The organism is Streptomyces sp. R-07, from assembly GCF_049913175.1.
GTDB lineage: Bacteria > Actinomycetota > Actinomycetes > Streptomycetales > Streptomycetaceae > Streptomyces.
Window position 1 is genome coordinate 8,463,722 of record NZ_CP183978.1, and the last position, 16,172, is coordinate 8,479,893.

At 70.5% G+C, this 16,172-nt stretch carries 15 protein-coding genes and 6 pseudogenes; 12 read left to right on the top strand and 9 right to left on the bottom strand.

Features of this window, described 5'->3' with window-relative positions; translation table 11 throughout:
• Nucleotides 1-104 precede the first annotated feature (104 nt).
• Nucleotides 105-545, top strand: a pseudogene (locus ACN9M0_RS38610) (transposase); the annotation flags it as partial.
• On the opposite strand, the gene ACN9M0_RS38615 reads toward ACN9M0_RS38610, so the two are convergent.
• Nucleotides 540-998 (bottom strand): hypothetical protein, encoded by a 459-nt coding sequence (locus ACN9M0_RS38615; RefSeq protein ID WP_366041223.1) that lies wholly within the window; start codon nucleotides 996-998, stop codon nucleotides 540-542. The pseudogene ACN9M0_RS38610 and the gene ACN9M0_RS38615 sit on opposite strands and share 6 nt — an antisense overlap.
• Before the next feature lie 169 nt (nucleotides 999-1,167).
• Here ACN9M0_RS38615 and ACN9M0_RS38620 point away from each other — a divergent pair.
• Nucleotides 1,168-1,338 (top strand): annotated as a pseudogene (locus ACN9M0_RS38620) (IS481 family transposase); the annotation flags it as partial.
• Nucleotides 1,339-1,482: 144 nt separating this feature from the next.
• A pseudogene (locus ACN9M0_RS38625) lies at nucleotides 1,483-1,713 on the top strand (integrase core domain-containing protein); the annotation flags it as partial.
• A 15-nt stretch (nucleotides 1,714-1,728) separates the two neighbouring features.
• Here ACN9M0_RS38625 and ACN9M0_RS38630 read toward each other — a convergent pair.
• A pseudogene (locus ACN9M0_RS38630) lies at nucleotides 1,729-2,127 on the bottom strand (DUF4232 domain-containing protein); the annotation flags it as partial.
• Between the two features lie 16 nt (nucleotides 2,128-2,143).
• Between ACN9M0_RS38630 and ACN9M0_RS38635 the strand changes: the two are divergent.
• The gene (locus ACN9M0_RS38635; RefSeq protein ID WP_426405409.1) at nucleotides 2,144-2,743 is read left to right on the top strand and encodes a hypothetical protein; all 600 of its coding nucleotides are present in this window, start codon (nucleotides 2,144-2,146) and stop codon (nucleotides 2,741-2,743) included.
• 315 nt (nucleotides 2,744-3,058) lie between these two features.
• Here the strand turns inward: ACN9M0_RS38635 and ACN9M0_RS38640 are convergent.
• Nucleotides 3,059-3,173, bottom strand: a pseudogene (locus tag ACN9M0_RS38640) (IS5-like element ISNeu3 family transposase); the annotation flags it as partial.
• Between the two features lie 23 nt (nucleotides 3,174-3,196).
• On the bottom strand, nucleotides 3,197-4,690 hold the full coding sequence (locus ACN9M0_RS38645; protein ID WP_399694759.1) for a hypothetical protein: 1,494 nt from the start codon (nucleotides 4,688-4,690) through the stop codon (nucleotides 3,197-3,199).
• A 1,364-nt stretch (nucleotides 4,691-6,054) separates the two neighbouring features.
• On the opposite strand from ACN9M0_RS38645, the pseudogene ACN9M0_RS38650 reads away from it, so the two are divergent.
• Nucleotides 6,055-6,816: pseudogene (locus tag ACN9M0_RS38650) on the top strand (collagenase); the annotation flags it as partial.
• A gap of 403 nt (nucleotides 6,817-7,219) precedes the next feature.
• On the opposite strand, the gene ACN9M0_RS38655 reads toward ACN9M0_RS38650, so the two are convergent.
• Nucleotides 7,220-7,744, bottom strand: a complete 525-nt coding sequence (locus tag ACN9M0_RS38655; RefSeq protein ID WP_426405183.1) for a hypothetical protein — start codon at nucleotides 7,742-7,744, stop codon at nucleotides 7,220-7,222.
• Between the two features lie 501 nt (nucleotides 7,745-8,245).
• On the opposite strand from ACN9M0_RS38655, the gene kdpF reads away from it, so the two are divergent.
• From kdpF to ACN9M0_RS38670, 3 genes are all read left to right on the top strand, one after another.
• A complete protein-coding gene (gene kdpF, locus ACN9M0_RS38660; protein ID WP_426405184.1) occupies nucleotides 8,246-8,335 on the top strand; it encodes a K(+)-transporting ATPase subunit F in 90 nt (29 codons plus the stop codon).
• Nucleotides 8,336-8,573: 238 nt separating this feature from the next.
• Nucleotides 8,574-8,723, top strand: coding sequence for a hypothetical protein (locus tag ACN9M0_RS38665; RefSeq protein WP_426405185.1), 150 nt, complete (start codon nucleotides 8,574-8,576; stop codon nucleotides 8,721-8,723).
• 232 nt (nucleotides 8,724-8,955) lie between these two features.
• The gene (locus ACN9M0_RS38670; protein ID WP_426405186.1) at nucleotides 8,956-9,102 is read left to right on the top strand and encodes a hypothetical protein; all 147 of its coding nucleotides are present in this window, start codon (nucleotides 8,956-8,958) and stop codon (nucleotides 9,100-9,102) included.
• A 231-nt stretch (nucleotides 9,103-9,333) separates the two neighbouring features.
• Here the strand turns inward: ACN9M0_RS38670 and ACN9M0_RS38675 are convergent, their stop codons facing one another.
• On the bottom strand, nucleotides 9,334-10,173 hold the full coding sequence (locus tag ACN9M0_RS38675; RefSeq protein ID WP_366041219.1) for a slipin family protein: 840 nt from the start codon (nucleotides 10,171-10,173) through the stop codon (nucleotides 9,334-9,336).
• A gap of 254 nt (nucleotides 10,174-10,427) precedes the next feature.
• Here ACN9M0_RS38675 and ACN9M0_RS38680 point away from each other — a divergent pair, with 254 nt between their 5' ends.
• Together ACN9M0_RS38680 and ACN9M0_RS38685 are read left to right on the top strand one after the other, a co-directional pair.
• A complete protein-coding gene (locus ACN9M0_RS38680; protein ID WP_399694752.1) occupies nucleotides 10,428-10,742 on the top strand; it encodes a hypothetical protein in 315 nt (104 codons plus the stop codon).
• A gap of 478 nt (nucleotides 10,743-11,220) precedes the next feature.
• Nucleotides 11,221-11,628: a hypothetical protein gene (locus ACN9M0_RS38685; protein ID WP_426405187.1), complete on the top strand. Its 408-nt coding sequence runs from the start codon at nucleotides 11,221-11,223 to the stop codon at nucleotides 11,626-11,628.
• Nucleotides 11,629-11,649: 21 nt separating this feature from the next.
• On the opposite strand, the gene ACN9M0_RS38690 is transcribed toward ACN9M0_RS38685, so the two are convergent.
• Nucleotides 11,650-12,300: a CatB-related O-acetyltransferase gene (locus tag ACN9M0_RS38690; protein ID WP_426405188.1), complete on the bottom strand. Its 651-nt coding sequence runs from the start codon at nucleotides 12,298-12,300 to the stop codon at nucleotides 11,650-11,652.
• Nucleotides 12,301-12,500: 200 nt separating this feature from the next.
• Between ACN9M0_RS38690 and ACN9M0_RS38695 the strand changes: the two genes are divergently transcribed.
• Nucleotides 12,501-13,079, top strand: a complete 579-nt coding sequence (locus ACN9M0_RS38695; RefSeq protein WP_426405189.1) for a TetR/AcrR family transcriptional regulator — start codon at nucleotides 12,501-12,503, stop codon at nucleotides 13,077-13,079.
• 230 nt (nucleotides 13,080-13,309) lie between these two features.
• Here ACN9M0_RS38695 and ACN9M0_RS38700 read toward each other — a convergent pair whose 3' ends face one another.
• On the bottom strand, nucleotides 13,310-14,308 hold the full coding sequence (locus ACN9M0_RS38700) for an Acg family FMN-binding oxidoreductase (RefSeq protein ID WP_366041214.1): 999 nt from the start codon (nucleotides 14,306-14,308) through the stop codon (nucleotides 13,310-13,312).
• A 23-nt stretch (nucleotides 14,309-14,331) separates the two neighbouring features.
• The gene (locus ACN9M0_RS38705; RefSeq protein ID WP_426405190.1) at nucleotides 14,332-14,952 is read right to left on the bottom strand and encodes a CBS domain-containing protein; all 621 of its coding nucleotides are present in this window, start codon (nucleotides 14,950-14,952) and stop codon (nucleotides 14,332-14,334) included.
• A 253-nt stretch (nucleotides 14,953-15,205) separates the two neighbouring features.
• On the opposite strand from ACN9M0_RS38705, the gene ACN9M0_RS38710 reads away from it, so the two are divergent.
• Nucleotides 15,206-16,102 carry a universal stress protein gene (locus ACN9M0_RS38710; RefSeq protein ID WP_426405191.1) on the top strand — a complete coding sequence of 299 codons (897 nt, stop codon included), beginning with the start codon at nucleotides 15,206-15,208 and terminating at the stop codon, nucleotides 16,100-16,102.
• Nucleotides 16,103-16,172 lie beyond the last annotated feature (70 nt).

Below are 16,172 nucleotides of genomic sequence, written 5' to 3' on the forward strand. Positions count from 1 at the left end.
GGCAGATCCTAAACAAGCCACACCCAACCCGGTCAACGGCGTTGACATAACGCAGCTCTGCGCCGTTGCAGCTCAGCGGCCACCAAGCACACAGGCGGAACCCCCACCTGGCCGTCGAGCCGGGGCAGAAGCCCATGTCGATCGTGGCGACGGGTGGGCAGCGCGGGGACTCACCGCAGTTTCGAGCCCGTGCCGGGGAAGGTCCACGTGCTTGGTATCGGGCCGGGCCGGCCGCGCGTCCGCCCTGATCGCGTGCGGGCTGACATGGCGTACGCCTCCCGCAAGAACCGGGCCTACCTGCGCCGCCGCGGGATCCGCTCTGCACCATTCCGGACAAGGCCGACGAGGCCCGCAACCGCCAGAAGCTCGGCTCCCGCGGCGGCCGGCCGCCGCGCTTCGGTCCGGTCGACTACCGCGAGCGTCATGCGGACGAGTGAGGGATCAACCGCCGCAAGAGGAACCGCGCTGTCGCCACACGCTACGACAAGCCGGCGGTCCGCTACGAGGTGACCGTCCTCATCGCTGCCATCAGCGACTGGCTATGACGCTGTCTCGCGCGTCATCACGTACATGTTCCCGACGTCAGGATCGCCGAAGAAGAAGAACAGCTTCAACTCGTCATGCTGATCGCGGTCCACGTAGAAGAGCCATGAGTATGTCGATGGGGGTTCAGGCGTCGAGGTGTCAGTGACCGTCGCGGGGGAGCGGCTCTCGACTCGGGTCCGGGCTGTCAGTGCGAGTCGGACGACCTGTCCGCCGTCGTCGTCGGTCAGTTGCCAGGTTCCCGTACCGGAGAGGCGCCAGCCGTCCTCGAAGTCGAAGTCCTGCCCGTCGAGCTTTTCGAGAAGGGCCGTTCCGTCTTTACGAAGCACCATGCGGGTCCCCTCGACGTTGTCCCAGCCTCCAGCGACTTCGGCCGCCGTGGCGTCGTGGGTCCCTGTTCCCTCGTAGTACTGATAGGGGCCGGCGCACGCCGTCAGCGCAGCCAGAACCGCCATCAAGACACCGAGGGCCGACCCCCACGAACGCAGCCTGCCTCCGCCCGCCACCAGGACCTCCCACCCTCAGCCCGCATCAGCCAACCGATAGGAGTGGCCGTGGAGAGGTACATTGCCAGACCTATTGAACGCGTTCAACTCTGCGGCTATGGCGTCTTCGATGCACGGCCCACGACCCCGCCCGCACCGGACCGCGTCCGACATCGAAGCCCGGGTCTGCCGGCTGCGGACGGACCGCAAGGTCGGGCCTGCCAGGATCAGCCCGATCCTGCGCCTGCCCGCCTCGACCGTTCACCGGACCCGGACCCTGACCCGCCACCGGCTGAACCGGCTGGACTGGGCGACCGGCACCGTGATCCGCCGCCCGCGCGGCCGCGCTCTCCCACGCCTGCGGCATCGACCGGATCGAGCGGGTGCCGACGGACAATGCCTGGGCCTACGGCAACGGCCTGGCCTGGAAGGCCGTCCTTCCGATCTCGACACGACCGGAAAGCTGACCCGTGCCTACCGGCCGCAGACCAACGGAAAGGTCGAACGCTTCAACCGCACCCACCTCGACGAGTGGGCCTCCCTACGGCCCTTCACCTGGAACGACGAGCGAACAGCGGCCCTGGCAGACCTCCTCCACACCCACAACCACCACCGTCGCCACACCGCCCTCGACGGACACGCACCCTTCAGCCGAGCCAACAACCCTGCCGGTCGATACACCTAGGCTGTGTCCATCAGGTCAGCCCGGTTGGACGGGCCCGATGGTCAGCGAGTGCACGGTCGGTCCCGCGCAGTGCTCCGTCTTCCACGGGACGAAGAGCGCGGCCTTCTGATCCGGCGGGTAGATCCGCAGGCCCTCGGCGGGAGAGAGCTTGCACTGCGCCGGGTCGTAACCGCTGATGCCGTTCGCGTCGCGCAGCTTGGCGCTCGCCCGTCCGCCGGGCTCGAGAGTGACAGTGGTGACCGTCCCCGGTTCCCGCACGGCGGCGTTGCCGGACTGCACACCGTTCTGCGCCACGTAGGACACGCCCGGGTAGCCGGTCATCGTGCACGTGACGGTGGAGCTGTTGGTGAACACCAGGGTCGCGTAGATCGAACCCGCGGCGGGTTCGGGACTCGTCAGGGCAGCCGAGAGCTGGCTGGTCCTGCATTCCTTGGGCGGGCCGCTCGGGTGGGTCGTCCGGGTACTCCCGCCCGACGACGGCGACGGCGACGACGGCGACGACGGCGACGACGGCGATGAAGGCGATGAAGGCGACGACGGCGAGGAGCTCGTACCGCTGGGCGGCGCGGACGAGGTCGATGGAGCCGACGGGTTCGACGGGGCCGACGACGTCGACGGAGCCGGGGTGGGGGCGCTCGGGGTGGAGGAGGACGAACAGGCCGTCAACGCCAGCGACGCGGCGGCGAGGACGACGACCGGAAGTGCGGCCTTGCTCTTCCACGCCCTCGGCCGTGAAGACTTCGGGTCGGCCGCGTTCCATCCACGGGAGGCCGACCATGGCGGCCTCCCGCGTCGTCCGCGCCCACGCGGTTCCACTTCGCCCGCCCCTGCACCGCCGGGCAGGCTCGAACGTGCCTCGACCATGCCCTCAAGGTACGCCCGCCCGGTCCCTCGGCACCAGAGCCCGGGCCTCGTCCTGGCCGGCGGCCCCGAGCTTGTAGCACCGCCTTGGCCTGGCGTCGTTGCCGTACTAGGGGGGCGTCTTGTCGATCACTGGTCGAGCCAGATGAGGGTGTGCTGGGGAGGGTGATGGCGGCCGGGTGGCGGTCGGGTCGTTTGTCGTAGCGGGTGGCGATGCCGCGCCATTGCTTGAGGCGGTGGAAGCAGCGTTCGACGACGTTGCGTCGCCGGGTAGACGGCGCGGTTGAGCCGGCACAGGCTCTCACCTCGCCGGAGGCGTCCGTCGATCTGGTCGATGCGTTCGGGGATCGTGGCGGCGATGCCGCGTCCGCTCAGGTATGCGCGGCTCTTGCGGGCGGAGTGGCCCTTGTCGGCCACGAGCCGGTGGGGGTGCGGGGGCGTCCCGGCCCGGGCCGGATGACCCGGACCCGGGCCAGGACGGGTTCGAGCTGGGTGCAGTCGCTGACGTTCCCGCCGGTCAGGGTGAAGGCCGGCGGCCTGCCCTGTCTGTCGCAGGCCAGGTGGATCTTGCTGGTCAGTCCGCCGCGGGAGCGTCTGAGGCCGGTGATCGGAAAGACTCTCCCTAGAGCTGCGACAGGGCCTCCCGGACGGCGTCGATGCCGAGGGCCAGGTCCGCGTGGAAGCTCTGGTGGAGGTCGAAGTCCCGGGTCATGTCGACGTAGTAGCCGTCCGGCAGGGTCGACTCGGCACGCGAGAGGTCGCCGTTCAGTTCGTCGAGCTGGTGGATCATCCGGTGTGTGTCGCTCAGGGACTGTGTGAGGGCCTCGGCGAGCGGGCCGCCGGACCGAGGGGAGGTGTCCGCACCGGGCCGGTGCGACGCGCGCAGCGCCGCCTGCACCGCCGCGCGCCGGAACCGGGCCAGGGCGAGGGACGCCTCGATCCCGTCGTAGGAGACCTCGTTGGTCCAGGGGTCGTCATGGGCGAGGCCCGACGCCAGGAAGCCGACGCGGCGCGGGACGTCGAGGTCCTTCACCGCGTCGAACATCGGCGCGGCGAGCGCGGCGTCCTGCGCCAGTGCGACCGCGAACGCCCGGGCGTCCTCCCTCCGGAACTCGTCCCTGGTGGCCCGTGTCCAGGACCTCTCGGCCTCTCGCCGGAACCGCTCCACCTGAAGGGCGAGCACCGCTCCGAGCCGTACAGCCGCCAGTTCGGCCGCGGGAAACCCGCCGAGCGCGGCCTCGCGGCCCTGTGCGTCGCACCGGGCGAGGCCGGCCGCGTACGCCCGTACCCCGGACGGCGCGGGCTCGGCGAACGAGTGCAGTACGGGTGCGCCGAAGGGCGGCACGGGGAGCGACGGGTCGAGGTTCCACAGCGGCGGTACGGGGGCGCGGGGAGCGGGGGCCCCGTCCGCATCAGTGGAGCCGCTCACCTCGTCCAGCCCGGCCCGCAGGTCGAGTACGGGATCCAGCGCGGCGGCCAGCTCGCCCAGCAGTTCCGCGAACCTGACGTCTGCCTCGGTGGACCCCTCGGCCGCCCCGGACCTCTCGGCCTCCCCCGGCGCCTCGGCACCTCCGGCCTGCCGTGCGCCCGTCTCCGCTCCGAGCAGCTTGCCGACGTGGCGCAGGGTGCGGTGCACCTTCGGCATCGACAGGCCCAGCTCGTACCCGATCGCTCCCGGCGCACAGCCGGCCAACCGAAAGGCGGTGACGTTGAGTTGGCGCTCGTTCAACTCTCTCAGCGGGGCGAGCGCCACCACCGTCCGGGCCTGCACCAGGGCGTCGGTGCTGCCCTTCCCCAGGAGGGCGGGCACCGTCCCGTGCACAGGGCGGAGCGCCCCGCAGCCACCGCCGACGGTCATCCGGCACGTCCAGGTCCGCAGCGCCTGCGCGGTGACCGTGGGGGCCCTGGTGTCCTTCGCGGCCCCGGCCGCGTTCGCGCCCAGCAGGTCCATCCACCGCCGGGCCACCGTCATCGAGTCCTGGGCGAGTCGCGCCGCCTCCACCAGGTCCGCGCCCCGCAGCAGCGACAGGGCGACGAGGGGCCCCGCATGCGCCCGGTAGTAGTCCTCGAACCCGACCCCGCTGACGGACGCCGTATCTGCCGGGTCTGTCGCCATTGAGTCAACTCCCATGCCTTGATGGCCGCTTGTGATTTCCGCCGGAGTTCAAGGTAATGGTTCGACGTGCGGGGACGGACTGCCTCGCGCCACTGGAGCGAGGGCGGGGCAGTCACATGGGCGATGCGGGGGGGGCAGTGGGATCTGTGTCGCGCTGTTGGGGAGACGGGCCGCGAAGTTGTCCGGTGGCAGGCGGGCGTGCCTCGCGCTGAGAAGCAGGGCTTGATGCTCGGCGCTTCCAGATGGACCTGCAAGTCACAGGGCTTGGAGAGGCCGAGTGCACTGCTTCTCGAGTTGGACCGTCGGAAGGCCGGCCAGGAGCACAGGTACCGGAGGTCGCGGGTTTGCTCCCAACCGGATCCATCGGCCGACCCGGGCCTCCGAGGTGTCGCGCCGTATGCGAGGGGTGCGAATGGGGCCCGCGCCCCCAGAAGGCGTAGATGACCGACATGCCTGTCCATGACGGTGCCGGTCCCGCTGGAGGCGGGGTCTGGCGCCCGGAGGAGGCTGTCCATGGAGGCTGCGGTACCCACGATCGCGCCCACCGTGCTGGACGCGGCGCCCGACCTGAGAAGGGTTCACTTCGTCGGCGTCGGTGGCGCGGGGATGCTGCCCCTCGCCCGCGTCCTGGCCGTGGAGGCCTTCGCGCGCCTCGCTCGAACGAGCTCGGCCAGTGGGGAGTGGCCCTCCACCGCGGCCGCCTCGCGAGCAACGTGCCGCAGGGCACGAACGCCGTCGTTTTCGCGTACGCGGTTGACGCGAGCAACCCGGAGATCCGGGAGACTCGACTCCGCGGGATCCCGCTCGCCCGCCGGTCCACGGCGCTGAACGCGGCGATGGCCGGCACCCCCGCGACGGCGTGCTCGGGACGCACGGGAAGACGTCCACGGCGGGCATGCTCGCGGTCGCGGCCGGCGCGCAACGGCTCGTCGGTCATCGACCGGCGCGGCCTCGGCCGCACGCCGACACGAGTGGGCTCTCGCCCGGAGCGCGACCGTGATCCGCAAGCCCGACGACGGCGAGGTCGCCGACGCGCAGGCGTGTGCCACATGCCGGCCTCGGCGCCCGGCCACGACATCGGGCTCCGGGGGGTGTTCTTGTGAACACCATTGAAAAGCTATGTGACATGTGCCATTTTACTGCGCAGTCCGTTGCTGACGGAACCCCATTCCCCCTCTCAGGAGTGCATCTTGCGCGCCATGGCCATCGCCACCGCTCTGCTCCTCGCCGCCGTAGCGGCCGCTCCCGCCGCCCAGGCCGCCCAGGCCGACCCCCAGCCGCCCCACGTCTCCGCGGACCCCGGCCAGCGCCCGGCCCACGGCAACGCCAAAGACACCCTCAACGCGACCGGGACCACCGGCGGCAGGCTCGAATCACGCATCCTGCCGATCGTCCACGACTGCAGCCCGTCACTGCGGATTCGCGCCCAGGAGATCACCGCGGCCCAGTTGACGGCCACCTGCGCGAGCCTGGCCGGCCAGGACGCCTACTTCCACGGTGTGGTGGGGGACTCGGGTCCGGTCGCGAACGACTACAACACCACCCTCGAGGTCGATGTCTTCAACTCCAGCGCCGACTACAAGGCCTACGCGGGAAGGATCTACGGCATCGACACCAACAACGGCGGCATGTATCTGGAGGGAGACCCCGCCAAGGCGGGCAACCAGCCCCGGTTCATATGCTACGAGCGCACCGACGTGAGCCCCGGCTGGCAGATCTGGAACCTCAACCACGAGTACACCCACTACCTCGACGGCCGATTCGACCTGTACGGCGACTTCAACGCCAGCCAGACCACCCCGACCGTGTGGTGGGGCGAGGGCATCGCGGAGTACGTCTCCTACTCCTACCGCGGTGTCACCTACTCCAAGGCGCTGGCCGAGGCCGGCAACCACACGTACTCCCTGCGCACGCTGTTCGACACCACCTACGCCAACAGCGACGTCAACCGCACCTACAACTGGGGCTACCTCGCCGCCCGCTACATGACCGAGAACCACCCGGCGGACGTCGCCACCGTCCTCGGCTACTACCGCACCGGAAACTGGACCGCCGCTCGTTCCTTCCTCACCTCGCTGGACTACGAGAACGACTGGAACGCCTGGCTGACGGACGTGGCGGCGGGCGCCTGACCCGCGCGCCCGCTGACGCCGATTTCCCCGTCGGCTGCAGGAAGGCTCCACCGAGGCGCACTCTCAGAAGTCACGTGTGACGGCGACGATTTAGCCCGAAGCCCTCGTCGTCGCACAGCCGGCCAGGAATGAGGGAGAGGCCGGCGGCCGCCCTGCCGTCGGCCTCTCCCCGACCGTTCGTCCGTTCCATCCGTTCGATTCGGTCCGCCGCCGCCACGGAGCGGCGGCGGACCTCGGCGTAGAGGCGGTGCTACTCCGCCCGGGCCGCGAGGGCCGCCTCCGACTCGGCTCAAGTCGGCACACGCGTCGAGGAGGAGCTGCTGGCTTCGCTCGCGTTCGGCGCGGGCTGCGGACCGGACGGTGGGCTTCTCCTGGTAGCGGTGCGCGACGCCGGCACTCAACAGCGTTCCGAGGACGGCGAGAGCGGACGCGAAGAGTTCGGGATCAGCTCGCCCGCCTCGACGAGCACGAAGTCGAACATCTTCAGATCCGTGGCGGCCACGGCTTCCGTCTCGGCCCGGTCGAGATTCGTTCCGTAGCGCCAGTGCGTCAGCCTCAGCGCCACCGTGTCCGTACGGGCCTTCCGCAGCGACTCGGACTGTGCCCGGCCTCGTCCTTCGGTGACCGCCTCGGCCAGGTGGGCGAAGACGACCGTCAGCCACAGCCAGACGCTGATCACCCAGGTGAACACGGACGGGTTGACGACCGCGGACAGGGTGGTGAGGACCGATCCGACCCCGACGACGAACAGCACCGGGTTACGGACCAGGTGCCGTGGATGAAGTTTCCGGAGGGCGTCGGGGAACGAGCTGAGCGTCTGGGCGGGGTCGAGCAGCCCGCCCTCCACACCGCGTTTGCGCCGTGGTCGATGTGCGGTGGGCGGGAAGGAAGGCGCCTGCTGGACTGGAGCGGGGGGATTCATGGGGTCAGGACCTTCATGAAGGAGCCGCCGCCCGGGACGGCGGGCGACGGCTGGACCGGCAGGACGCACCAGGAGGTCCGGGTGCGTCGGACGGACAAGCGGACAGAGGAACGGGAACGAGAGGGACGGCACCCTGCCGCCGACTGAAGCCCAACGCCATGCGACGGCCGTCCGGCCAGGGGCCCCGCCCGACCCGTGACCCTGAGGGGGATCGCGGGTCGGGCCGGCCGCGGGCCGGGGTGTCCCGGGAGTTCTGACACGCACTCCTGGAACGGCACCCCGGCCCGTTCTCGACCTTGCCGCCTGCCGGACGGTCCGTTCGGACCGCGGGCAACGCCCGTAGGGATCGCGTCAAGGGGCTGTCAGCATCGCGGCCCGGCACGCCAGAGGGCCGTCAAAGTGGCTGCGCGATACCCGGCGGGAGGCGTCTCCTCCAAGGGCGCGTGCGACACGAGCGCAACTCCGAGGAAATGCCGCGCAGGCGAAGGGGCAGTGTGGGACATGAGTGTTGAGAACGTCGTCGGACTGATCGTCGCGGTCGCCCTGGTCGGGTACCTGGTGGCAGCCTTCATCGAACCTGAGAAGTTTTGAACGCCCACCACCCTGCCGAGGCGGCCCGTGGTCGCGTCGGCCGGCCCAAGGTCCACCTCGGGGTCGCGAAGGGGCGTGGGCGAGACCTGCCGGATGCTTGAGGAGGGCCGCCGCAGGGCCGCACGGGGAACGGACGTGGTTGCCGGGTTCGTGGAGTGCCACGGACGCCCGTACACCGTCACCCTCCTCGAAGGCTGGACAGGTCGCGTCACAGGGCCGCGCACTGGATCTCGACGCGGTGCTGCGCCGGCGGCCCGAGGTCGTCCTGGTCGACGACCTCGCCCACCCCAACGACCTCGGCTGCAGAATCGCGCGTCGTCGGCAGGACGTGGGCGAGTTTCTCGCGGCCGGTATAGACGTCATCACCACGCACCGGGCGGCGGCCTGACCATGGTCATCGGCCTGCCCTGCGTACGGCTGGAGACGCGCTGCGCCGGCGGAGCCACGAGGGCGGCTCGGTGAGCGAGCCGGATCGGGTGCTTCCGCCATGCCGATTCACTGGTTCAGGCGCGTGCGGATGAGCGTGTCGAGGCGCCGAGACGGCTCTGGACCGGCTGGCCGACCTCGTCGACGCTGCCGGCGGCCTGGAGGAACTGAGCGAGCTGCTGGACGAGGGGTCCATGAGAGCCGGGCTCCTGCTCACGCGACGGGCCGTTGCGACCGGTGACCTGCGCGAGCTGCAAAGGATCTCGGACGCCGGATACGGCGACGCCGAGAACGAGCTGAACCGACTGCTGAAGGGGTCGGTAGGCGAGGCAGCCGACTGATCCGGGACGACGCCGTGTGCTTCAGCCTGCGCATGGATGCCGAAGCGCTGCCTTCCCTCCCGGGAGCGACGACGGGGACGACGTGACCACGCGGATACGGATGGAACGGCTCGTACGGCGGCCGGAGCCGGCCCGGGGCGGCGGTCCTCGTCGACTGCGCTCCGGCCACGGGTCGGCCCGGCCACCCGTCGGCCCAAGGACGCACTCACCGGCCGGCCCGGCCGCCGTCGGTCAGGAGGCGTCCGTCGCGTCCGGCTGCTCCGGCACGGCGCCCGTGGGAGTGTCCGGCGTCGATGTCGGGGCGGCGTCGAACTGGCGGGCGGCCCGGTCGAAGTAGCGGAGCAGCTCCACCGGGAAGGGCATCACGAGTGTGGAGTTCTTCTCGGCGGCCACCTCGACGACGGTCTGCAGAAGCCGCAGCTGCATCGCCTCCGGGGTGTCGGACATGATCCGCGAGGCGTTGGCGAGCTGCTGTGCCGCCTGGAACTCGCCGTCCGCGGTGATCACGCGGGCCCGCCGTTCGCGTTCTGCCTCGGCCTGCCGGGACATCGACCGCTTCAGCGACTCCGGCAGCTGTACGTCCTTGATCTCGACCCGGTCGATGTGGACGCCCCAGCCGGCCGCCGGGCTGTCGATCATCAACGCGAGCCCTTCGTGCAGCCGTTCCCGGTCGGACAGGAGGTCGTCCAGGTCGCTCTTGCCGATGATCGAGCGGAGGGAGGACTGTGCGACCTGGCCGACGGCGAAGGCGTAGTCCTGCACCTCGATCGTGGCGCGAGCGGGATCGGTCACGCGGTAGTAGACGACCGCGTCGACCTTCACCGAGACGTTGTCCCGGGTGATGCCCTCCTGCGTCGGGATCGGCAGGGTCGCGACCTGGACGTTCACCTTCCGCATGCGGTCCGCGACGGGGATCAGGAAGGTGATGCCGGGCTGTCGATGGCCGGGGAGCGCCTTTCCGAAGCGGAACACGACGCCCCGCTCGACCTGATTGATCACACGCATCCCGCTGCGCAACAACAGCAGCAGGAAGACGACCACGACGACGACTCCGGCAACCGCGCTCTCCATGGGAACGCCTCCTTCGTGAAACTGGTTCGGCACTGGTCAGGACGGCCGAACGGGCCCCCTGGATGCGTTCTCCGCGTCAGGAACAGGTCAAGGTTTCGGCGGCGGTTTCGCCGACTGCGCCGCCGCAGAAGCCGCTCGGCGGGCCACAACTCCGTGAGAGGTACCGGGGGGGACACCGGCTGGACGCGGACCACGGCCGCTGCCGTGATCACGCCGGCGTCCGGAGCGGGTCCGACGCGTGAGAGAGAGCACCCATGAACCCCTACCTCGCGATACCTCTTGTCCTCGTGGCCCTGCTGATCGCCGCCGCAGGCATCGCGGCGGTCACGCGCGGCTGGGTGCTTCCGATGAACCGACGCCACATCCGCCGCCCTCACTTGTACGGCTGGGGCCAACTGCTCGTGGCCTTCGCCCTGTTCTGGCAGCTGGTCTTCGGCATGCCGGCCGGCGACCCCGACGTCCGGATGTGGGGCACGTCGACCGGTGGCGTGATGCTCCTGGCCGGCCTGGGCGTCATGATCGCGGGCCAAGTGATGAGCGGTGGGCGAAAGCCCGGCGGTACGTCCTGAAGGAGCCGCCGGCGACACGTGGTGTGGATGGCCGTGATATTCCCAGGCTGGTCATCCGCCTTCTCCTCCCATGGCAGGCCCCGGAGATCGCCACCGCGCCGAGGGGGAACCTTGACGGCCGTCGAGCTGGACTCCTTCACCGACGACCCTGGCGAGATCGCCGCCCTCATGGCGTACTGGCAGCCGGCCGACGACTAAGCGACGTGGGCGCGGACCGTGGCAGAAAGCCGCCGGCAGTACGGCAGTCAGGGTGTCCCGGTCGGTGGTGGGCAGACGCGCCCATGCGGGAGCGGCCACTGCTGCGGAGTCTCCGGCGAAGGATGCGGCGATCGTGTTCGCGCTCTGGACCGTCGGGAGGGTTTCCGGATCGATCCGGCGGAGATAGTCGGCGACAGGTGTCAGTGCGGGGAGCAGCGACCCGCCGGCCGAACGGGATGTCGATCCCCGCGAAGCGGACCGGTGCCGCGGCAGTGCGGTTGTGCCGACGGATGAGGCGCGCCGCCTCCTGGAGTCCGATGGGGAGCGCAGTCGCCAGAAGTGCGGAGAGGTCGTCGTCCGCGCCCTGGCCCTGCGCCCAGGCGTCGAGGGGGATGGCTTCGCAGAAGCCGTACTCGAAGGCGAGGACGGTGAAGCCGCAGTGTTCGATGGGGAACCGCAGGATGCGCCGGCGCATGGCGGCGAACTCGTCGATGAAGTGGCAGTGTTCGCCCAGGGCGACCACCCGGGCACCGTCGAGGATGTCGCGCAGCGGTTCCAGGTCGTCCAGGGGGGGGCTGCCGGGTCGAGGTGGCTGAGCGGGGTGGCATGGCCGCGGAGCCAGTCGGTGAAGGGCGTTCGGTCGCTTGCAGGGGGCATGCTGGTGGCACTTCCGCGAGGGAAATGGTGAGGGCGTGGGTACGCGGGTGGATCACGGGTGCGGGAGGGAGGCCGCCGCCTTCTGCAGCTGGTCGACGCTGCCGGACATGAGTGTCCGTACGTGCGTGGTGATGTGCTCCGCGGGCCAGTCCCACCAGGCCAGTGCGAGCAGTCGGGCGATGTCCTCCGCGTCGTACCGGGTACGGATGAGGCGGGCCGGGTTTCCGCCGACGATGCCGTAGTCGGGGACGTCCGCGGTGACCACGGAGCCGCTGGCGATGATCGCGCCGTGTCCGATGCGTACGCCGGGCATGACGGTCGTACTGTGGCCGAACCAGACGTCGTTGCCGACGACGGTGTCCCCGCGGTCGGGCAGTCCGGTGAGCAGGTCGAAGTGCTCGGCCCAGGAGCCGCCCATGGTGGGGAAGGGAAAGGTCGAGGGGCCGTCCATCCGGTGGTTGGCGCCGTTCATGAGGAACCGCACTCCCGTGCCGAGCGCGCAGAACCTGCCGATGATCAGCTTCTCCGGTCCGTAGTGGTAGAGGACGTTGCGGGTCTCGAACGCGGTCGCGTGGTCGGGGTCGTCGTAGTAGGAGTACTCCCCGACCTCGATCAGCGGGGACGTGACCAACGGCTTGAGCAGTACCACCCTCGGCTGGTCGGGCATCGGGTGGAGAACGGTGGGGTCGGCAGGGACGGGCATGACGGGCTCCCTCATGGCGTGTGACGGGGTTCAGTGTGTGGTCGGTGGTTGCCTGGTGTGGATGGCAGGGGACGCACGCCGGCGTGTGCCGTTCTCCGGCGGGCGTCAGGCCCGTCGGCCCCGCACCCGCTATGGCACAGCAGCCTTCACGCGCCTCGCTCTCAAAGGCACGGCACGTGCCGTGCCGCTGCTGTGGAGGCATGACCAATGCCCGTCGTAGCGGCCCCGAGCTGACCGAAGCCATCATGCGAACCACACTGGAGCTCGGGCAGGAGCTGGGCTACGCCAAGCTCAGCATCGAAGCGATCGCCGCCCGGGCCGGTGTCGGCAAACACACCATCTACCGCCGATGGCCCTCCAAGGGCGCCCTGCTGCTCGACTCGCTGCTGTCGCTCAGTGAGTCAGCCCTGGACTATCCCGACACGGGCGACCTCCTCGTGGACCTGCGCACGCAGATCTACGAGGCCGTCGACCTGCTGGCCGGGGCGCCGTTCAGCCCCTTCTTCAAGGCCCTGGTCGGCGAGGCTCAGCACGACCCCGGCGTTGCCGCGGCGCTCAACGAGCGCTTCATCGCTCCACAAGCGGACAAGACCGTCGCACGCCTGAAGGCAGCACGAGACCAGGACCAACTGTCCCCGGACTTCGACCTGGACGTGGCGATGGCGATCCTCTCCGGACCGCTGTACTTCCGTCTGCTGATCACGCAGGAACCACTGACCCACGAATACGTCGACCGGATTCTCGACGCCCTCTTCACAGGGATGGGACCACGGCCGTGAACTGCGTTTTCAGCAGGACGCCCTGACGCTCACCAGGTGGGCCTGGCGGTTGCCCGCTCCGCTCGCCCGATCACTGCCCGAGGTGACGCTCGCGGGCCCCTCCGACAGTCCACCGGCGGCCGGACAGCCCACCGGCGGCCGGACAAGTCCACCGGCGGCCGGACAGAGCCCGGCATCGTGATCCGCAGATCCTGGTGATCGCCGCTGCACGCTGATCAGGCGCGCCATGTTCACGCGCGTGGGTCGAAGGCGAGTACCTCGGAGACGGGTCGGCGGGGCGTGGCCCTCCCCTGGGGACCGTAGCCCAGGCGGATCACCATGTGGACGAAGCTGATCGTCGAGCCGGGATCGCGCGCGTCGGAGCGGAGTTCGGGCCATTCCAGCGGCTGGGACATGAGAGAGGTGGCGAGGCCGTCGAGGGTGGCCCGCAGGAGGACCCGTTGCATGGCCTGTCCGGCCCTCAGCCAATCCTCCGGGGAGTCCTCGGCAGTGCCGAGCAGCGCGATCTGAGGCCTCTTCTCGAAGCGCGCCGAGGTCCGGCCGGGCACCTGGCGGGGACTGTCGAAGTCCCTGACGGGGGACGTCACGTCGTACTGCCGCGGGCCGAAGGCGTACGCGGGGATGCCTTCGGTGGCCGGGCCTTCCCCGGCCGCGCCTGTGCGTATCCAGGCAGCCATCTCGGCCCGTACGGCTTCGTCCGCGGCCTCGAACAGTTCTGAGGCGTGGATGAGATCCATGACGGTGTCGGTGTGCCACTCTCCCGGTACGACCAGTCGGCAGCCTTCGAGGAGTGCCGCGGCGCGGAGCCCGTCGACCACCTCCGCCGGGATCCGCTCCTCGGTGAAGGGGAAGCGGCTGGTGTGCCGTTGCGACAGGGCACCGTGGAGCAGGGCCAGATCGCTGTCCGTGTCGTCCGGACCGTCGAACCGTATGTCGGCGAGATGCCAGGGATCGTCGGGGGAGGGGAGCAGCCGGACCACGGGACGCAGGGTCCGGTGCGCGGCGGCGACCCGCAGCCCCAACAGGGCGGCGCCGCAGCCGAGGTGGAGGGCACGGTGGTCCGGGTCCTGGTGCGGCATCGCGCGCAGCGGATCGCCGTGGAGCTCGATGGTGCCGGTGCCCGTCCTGAGGACGAACTTCCAGGGCTGTGCGTTGTGCATCGAGGGAGCCGTGACGGCGTCTTCGACCAGCGACGTCACGAGCGACGGGGTCAGGGCGGTGGTGGACACGGGTTCGTCCTGTCTGAGATGGGTCACCAAGAGATGTCGTGCGGAGTCCGGGTGGGAACGAAACGGGTGTCGTCCTCGCGGAAGGACAGCCGGTCGATGACGGCGACGACGCCGTCCACCCGCTCGGCGAGTTCGACGAGCGTCAGGGTCTGGCTACGCCGGCGAACACGACCGGCGAGCGTCGCCACGCCCTCGAGGACGTGGACGTCCACCGCGTCCCCGGGCAGGTGCATGGCATCCGTGAGGACGTCCTCGCGGATGCGGCGCCGTATCTCCGTGTCCGGGCGGAGGTGGACACGGAGCAGATCCCGGCGGGTCACGATGCCCACCAGCCGCTCCTCCTCGTCGACGACGGGAAGGCGCTCGACCCCGCGACGTACCATCAGCCGTGCCGCGTCCGCCACGCTCTCCTCGGCGTGCACCGTGACCGCCGGTCTGCTCATCAGCTCGCGCGCGGTCAGTTCGGCGCGGGTCAGGAGGTCGCTCTCGGACACGACTCCGACGACACGATCGTCCTCGTCCACGACGGGGACCCCGCTGATGTCGTGCTCGGCGAGCATTCTCGCCACCTCCCTGACCGACGTCGTGGGGATGGCGAAGACCACATCGTCGGTCATGAGACCGCCGACCTTCATGTGTTTCATCGCCACGCCTCCTGCTCGTGGGTTCGGACGGTGCGCTGTCTGTCCCGCATCACCACCCTCCGACGCGCGCCCGGGTCCGGGCGAGGGCCGAATGGTCCACGGTCGGGGCCGAACGGGCTCGATACGGCCCGGTCCGAGCTCTGCCCGCCGGGTGGGACCTTTGGGCCCCGTCATTGGCCCCTGCGGCCCTCCGGCGGTCCCCGACCGGCTGCGAGGGTGGAAAGCAGTCCCTCGGACCGCGTGAGGAGGAGCCATGGACGGATCCACAGCCCGCACCGGCCTCGGCAGGGTCGTCGTCGGCGTCGACGGATCACCGTCCGCACGCACAGCGGTGAGCTGGGCGGCGGCGGAGGCGGACCTGCGGGACAGCACCCTCTGCCTCGTCCACGCCGCGGACGCGCCGGCACCGTTCCTGCCCCCGGCGGAGACCGCCGCGAGCCGGCGAGCGGGGCACGACCTCCTCGCACGGACCGCCGAGGAGGTCGCGGCGCGCCACCCCGACCTGACGGTCGTCACGGAACTCGCCGACGGCCCGGCCCCGGGTGGTCTGCGCCGCGCCGCCGCCCTGACCGGCACGATCGTCGTCGGACACCGGGGCGTCGGCGGCTTCTCCGCACTGCTGCTCGGATCGGTCGGTCTGGAGGTGACGGCCGCCGCGACCACCCCCGTCGTGGTGGTCCGCGGGGCCGTCGAGCCCGCCGAGGAGGGCGTCGTCCTGGCAGCGGTCCGGGACGAGACCGACATGGGCTGTGCCCGTGCCGCGGCCCGTGAAGCCCTGCTGCGCAAGATGCCTCTGCAGCTGCTGCACATCTGGGGCGTGGCACGGTCGGCCGACCCACGGGTCGTCCTGCGCAACGGTGGCGAGGAGAAGGCCCGCGATCACGCACGGGTGACGGCGGAGATCTCCGAGCGGCTCCGGGAGGAATTCCCGGAACTGACCGTCCACGCCGAGGGCCGCAAGAGCCACAGCGTGCCCGGCGCCCTGATCGACGCGTCGCACCACGCCGACCTCCTGGTCATCGGCGGCCGACGGTCGCCCGGATATCTCGGACCCACCATCGGACGGACCACGCTCAGCCTGCTGCAGCACGCCCACTGCCCCGTGGAACTCATCCCTCGGCGAGGGCCCGGACACGGGAGCACGTCGTGACACGCATCGCCCCTCGTCACCTGGCACGTCGGCAGGCCGGCACGGACGCACCGTGCACCGCACCGACCTG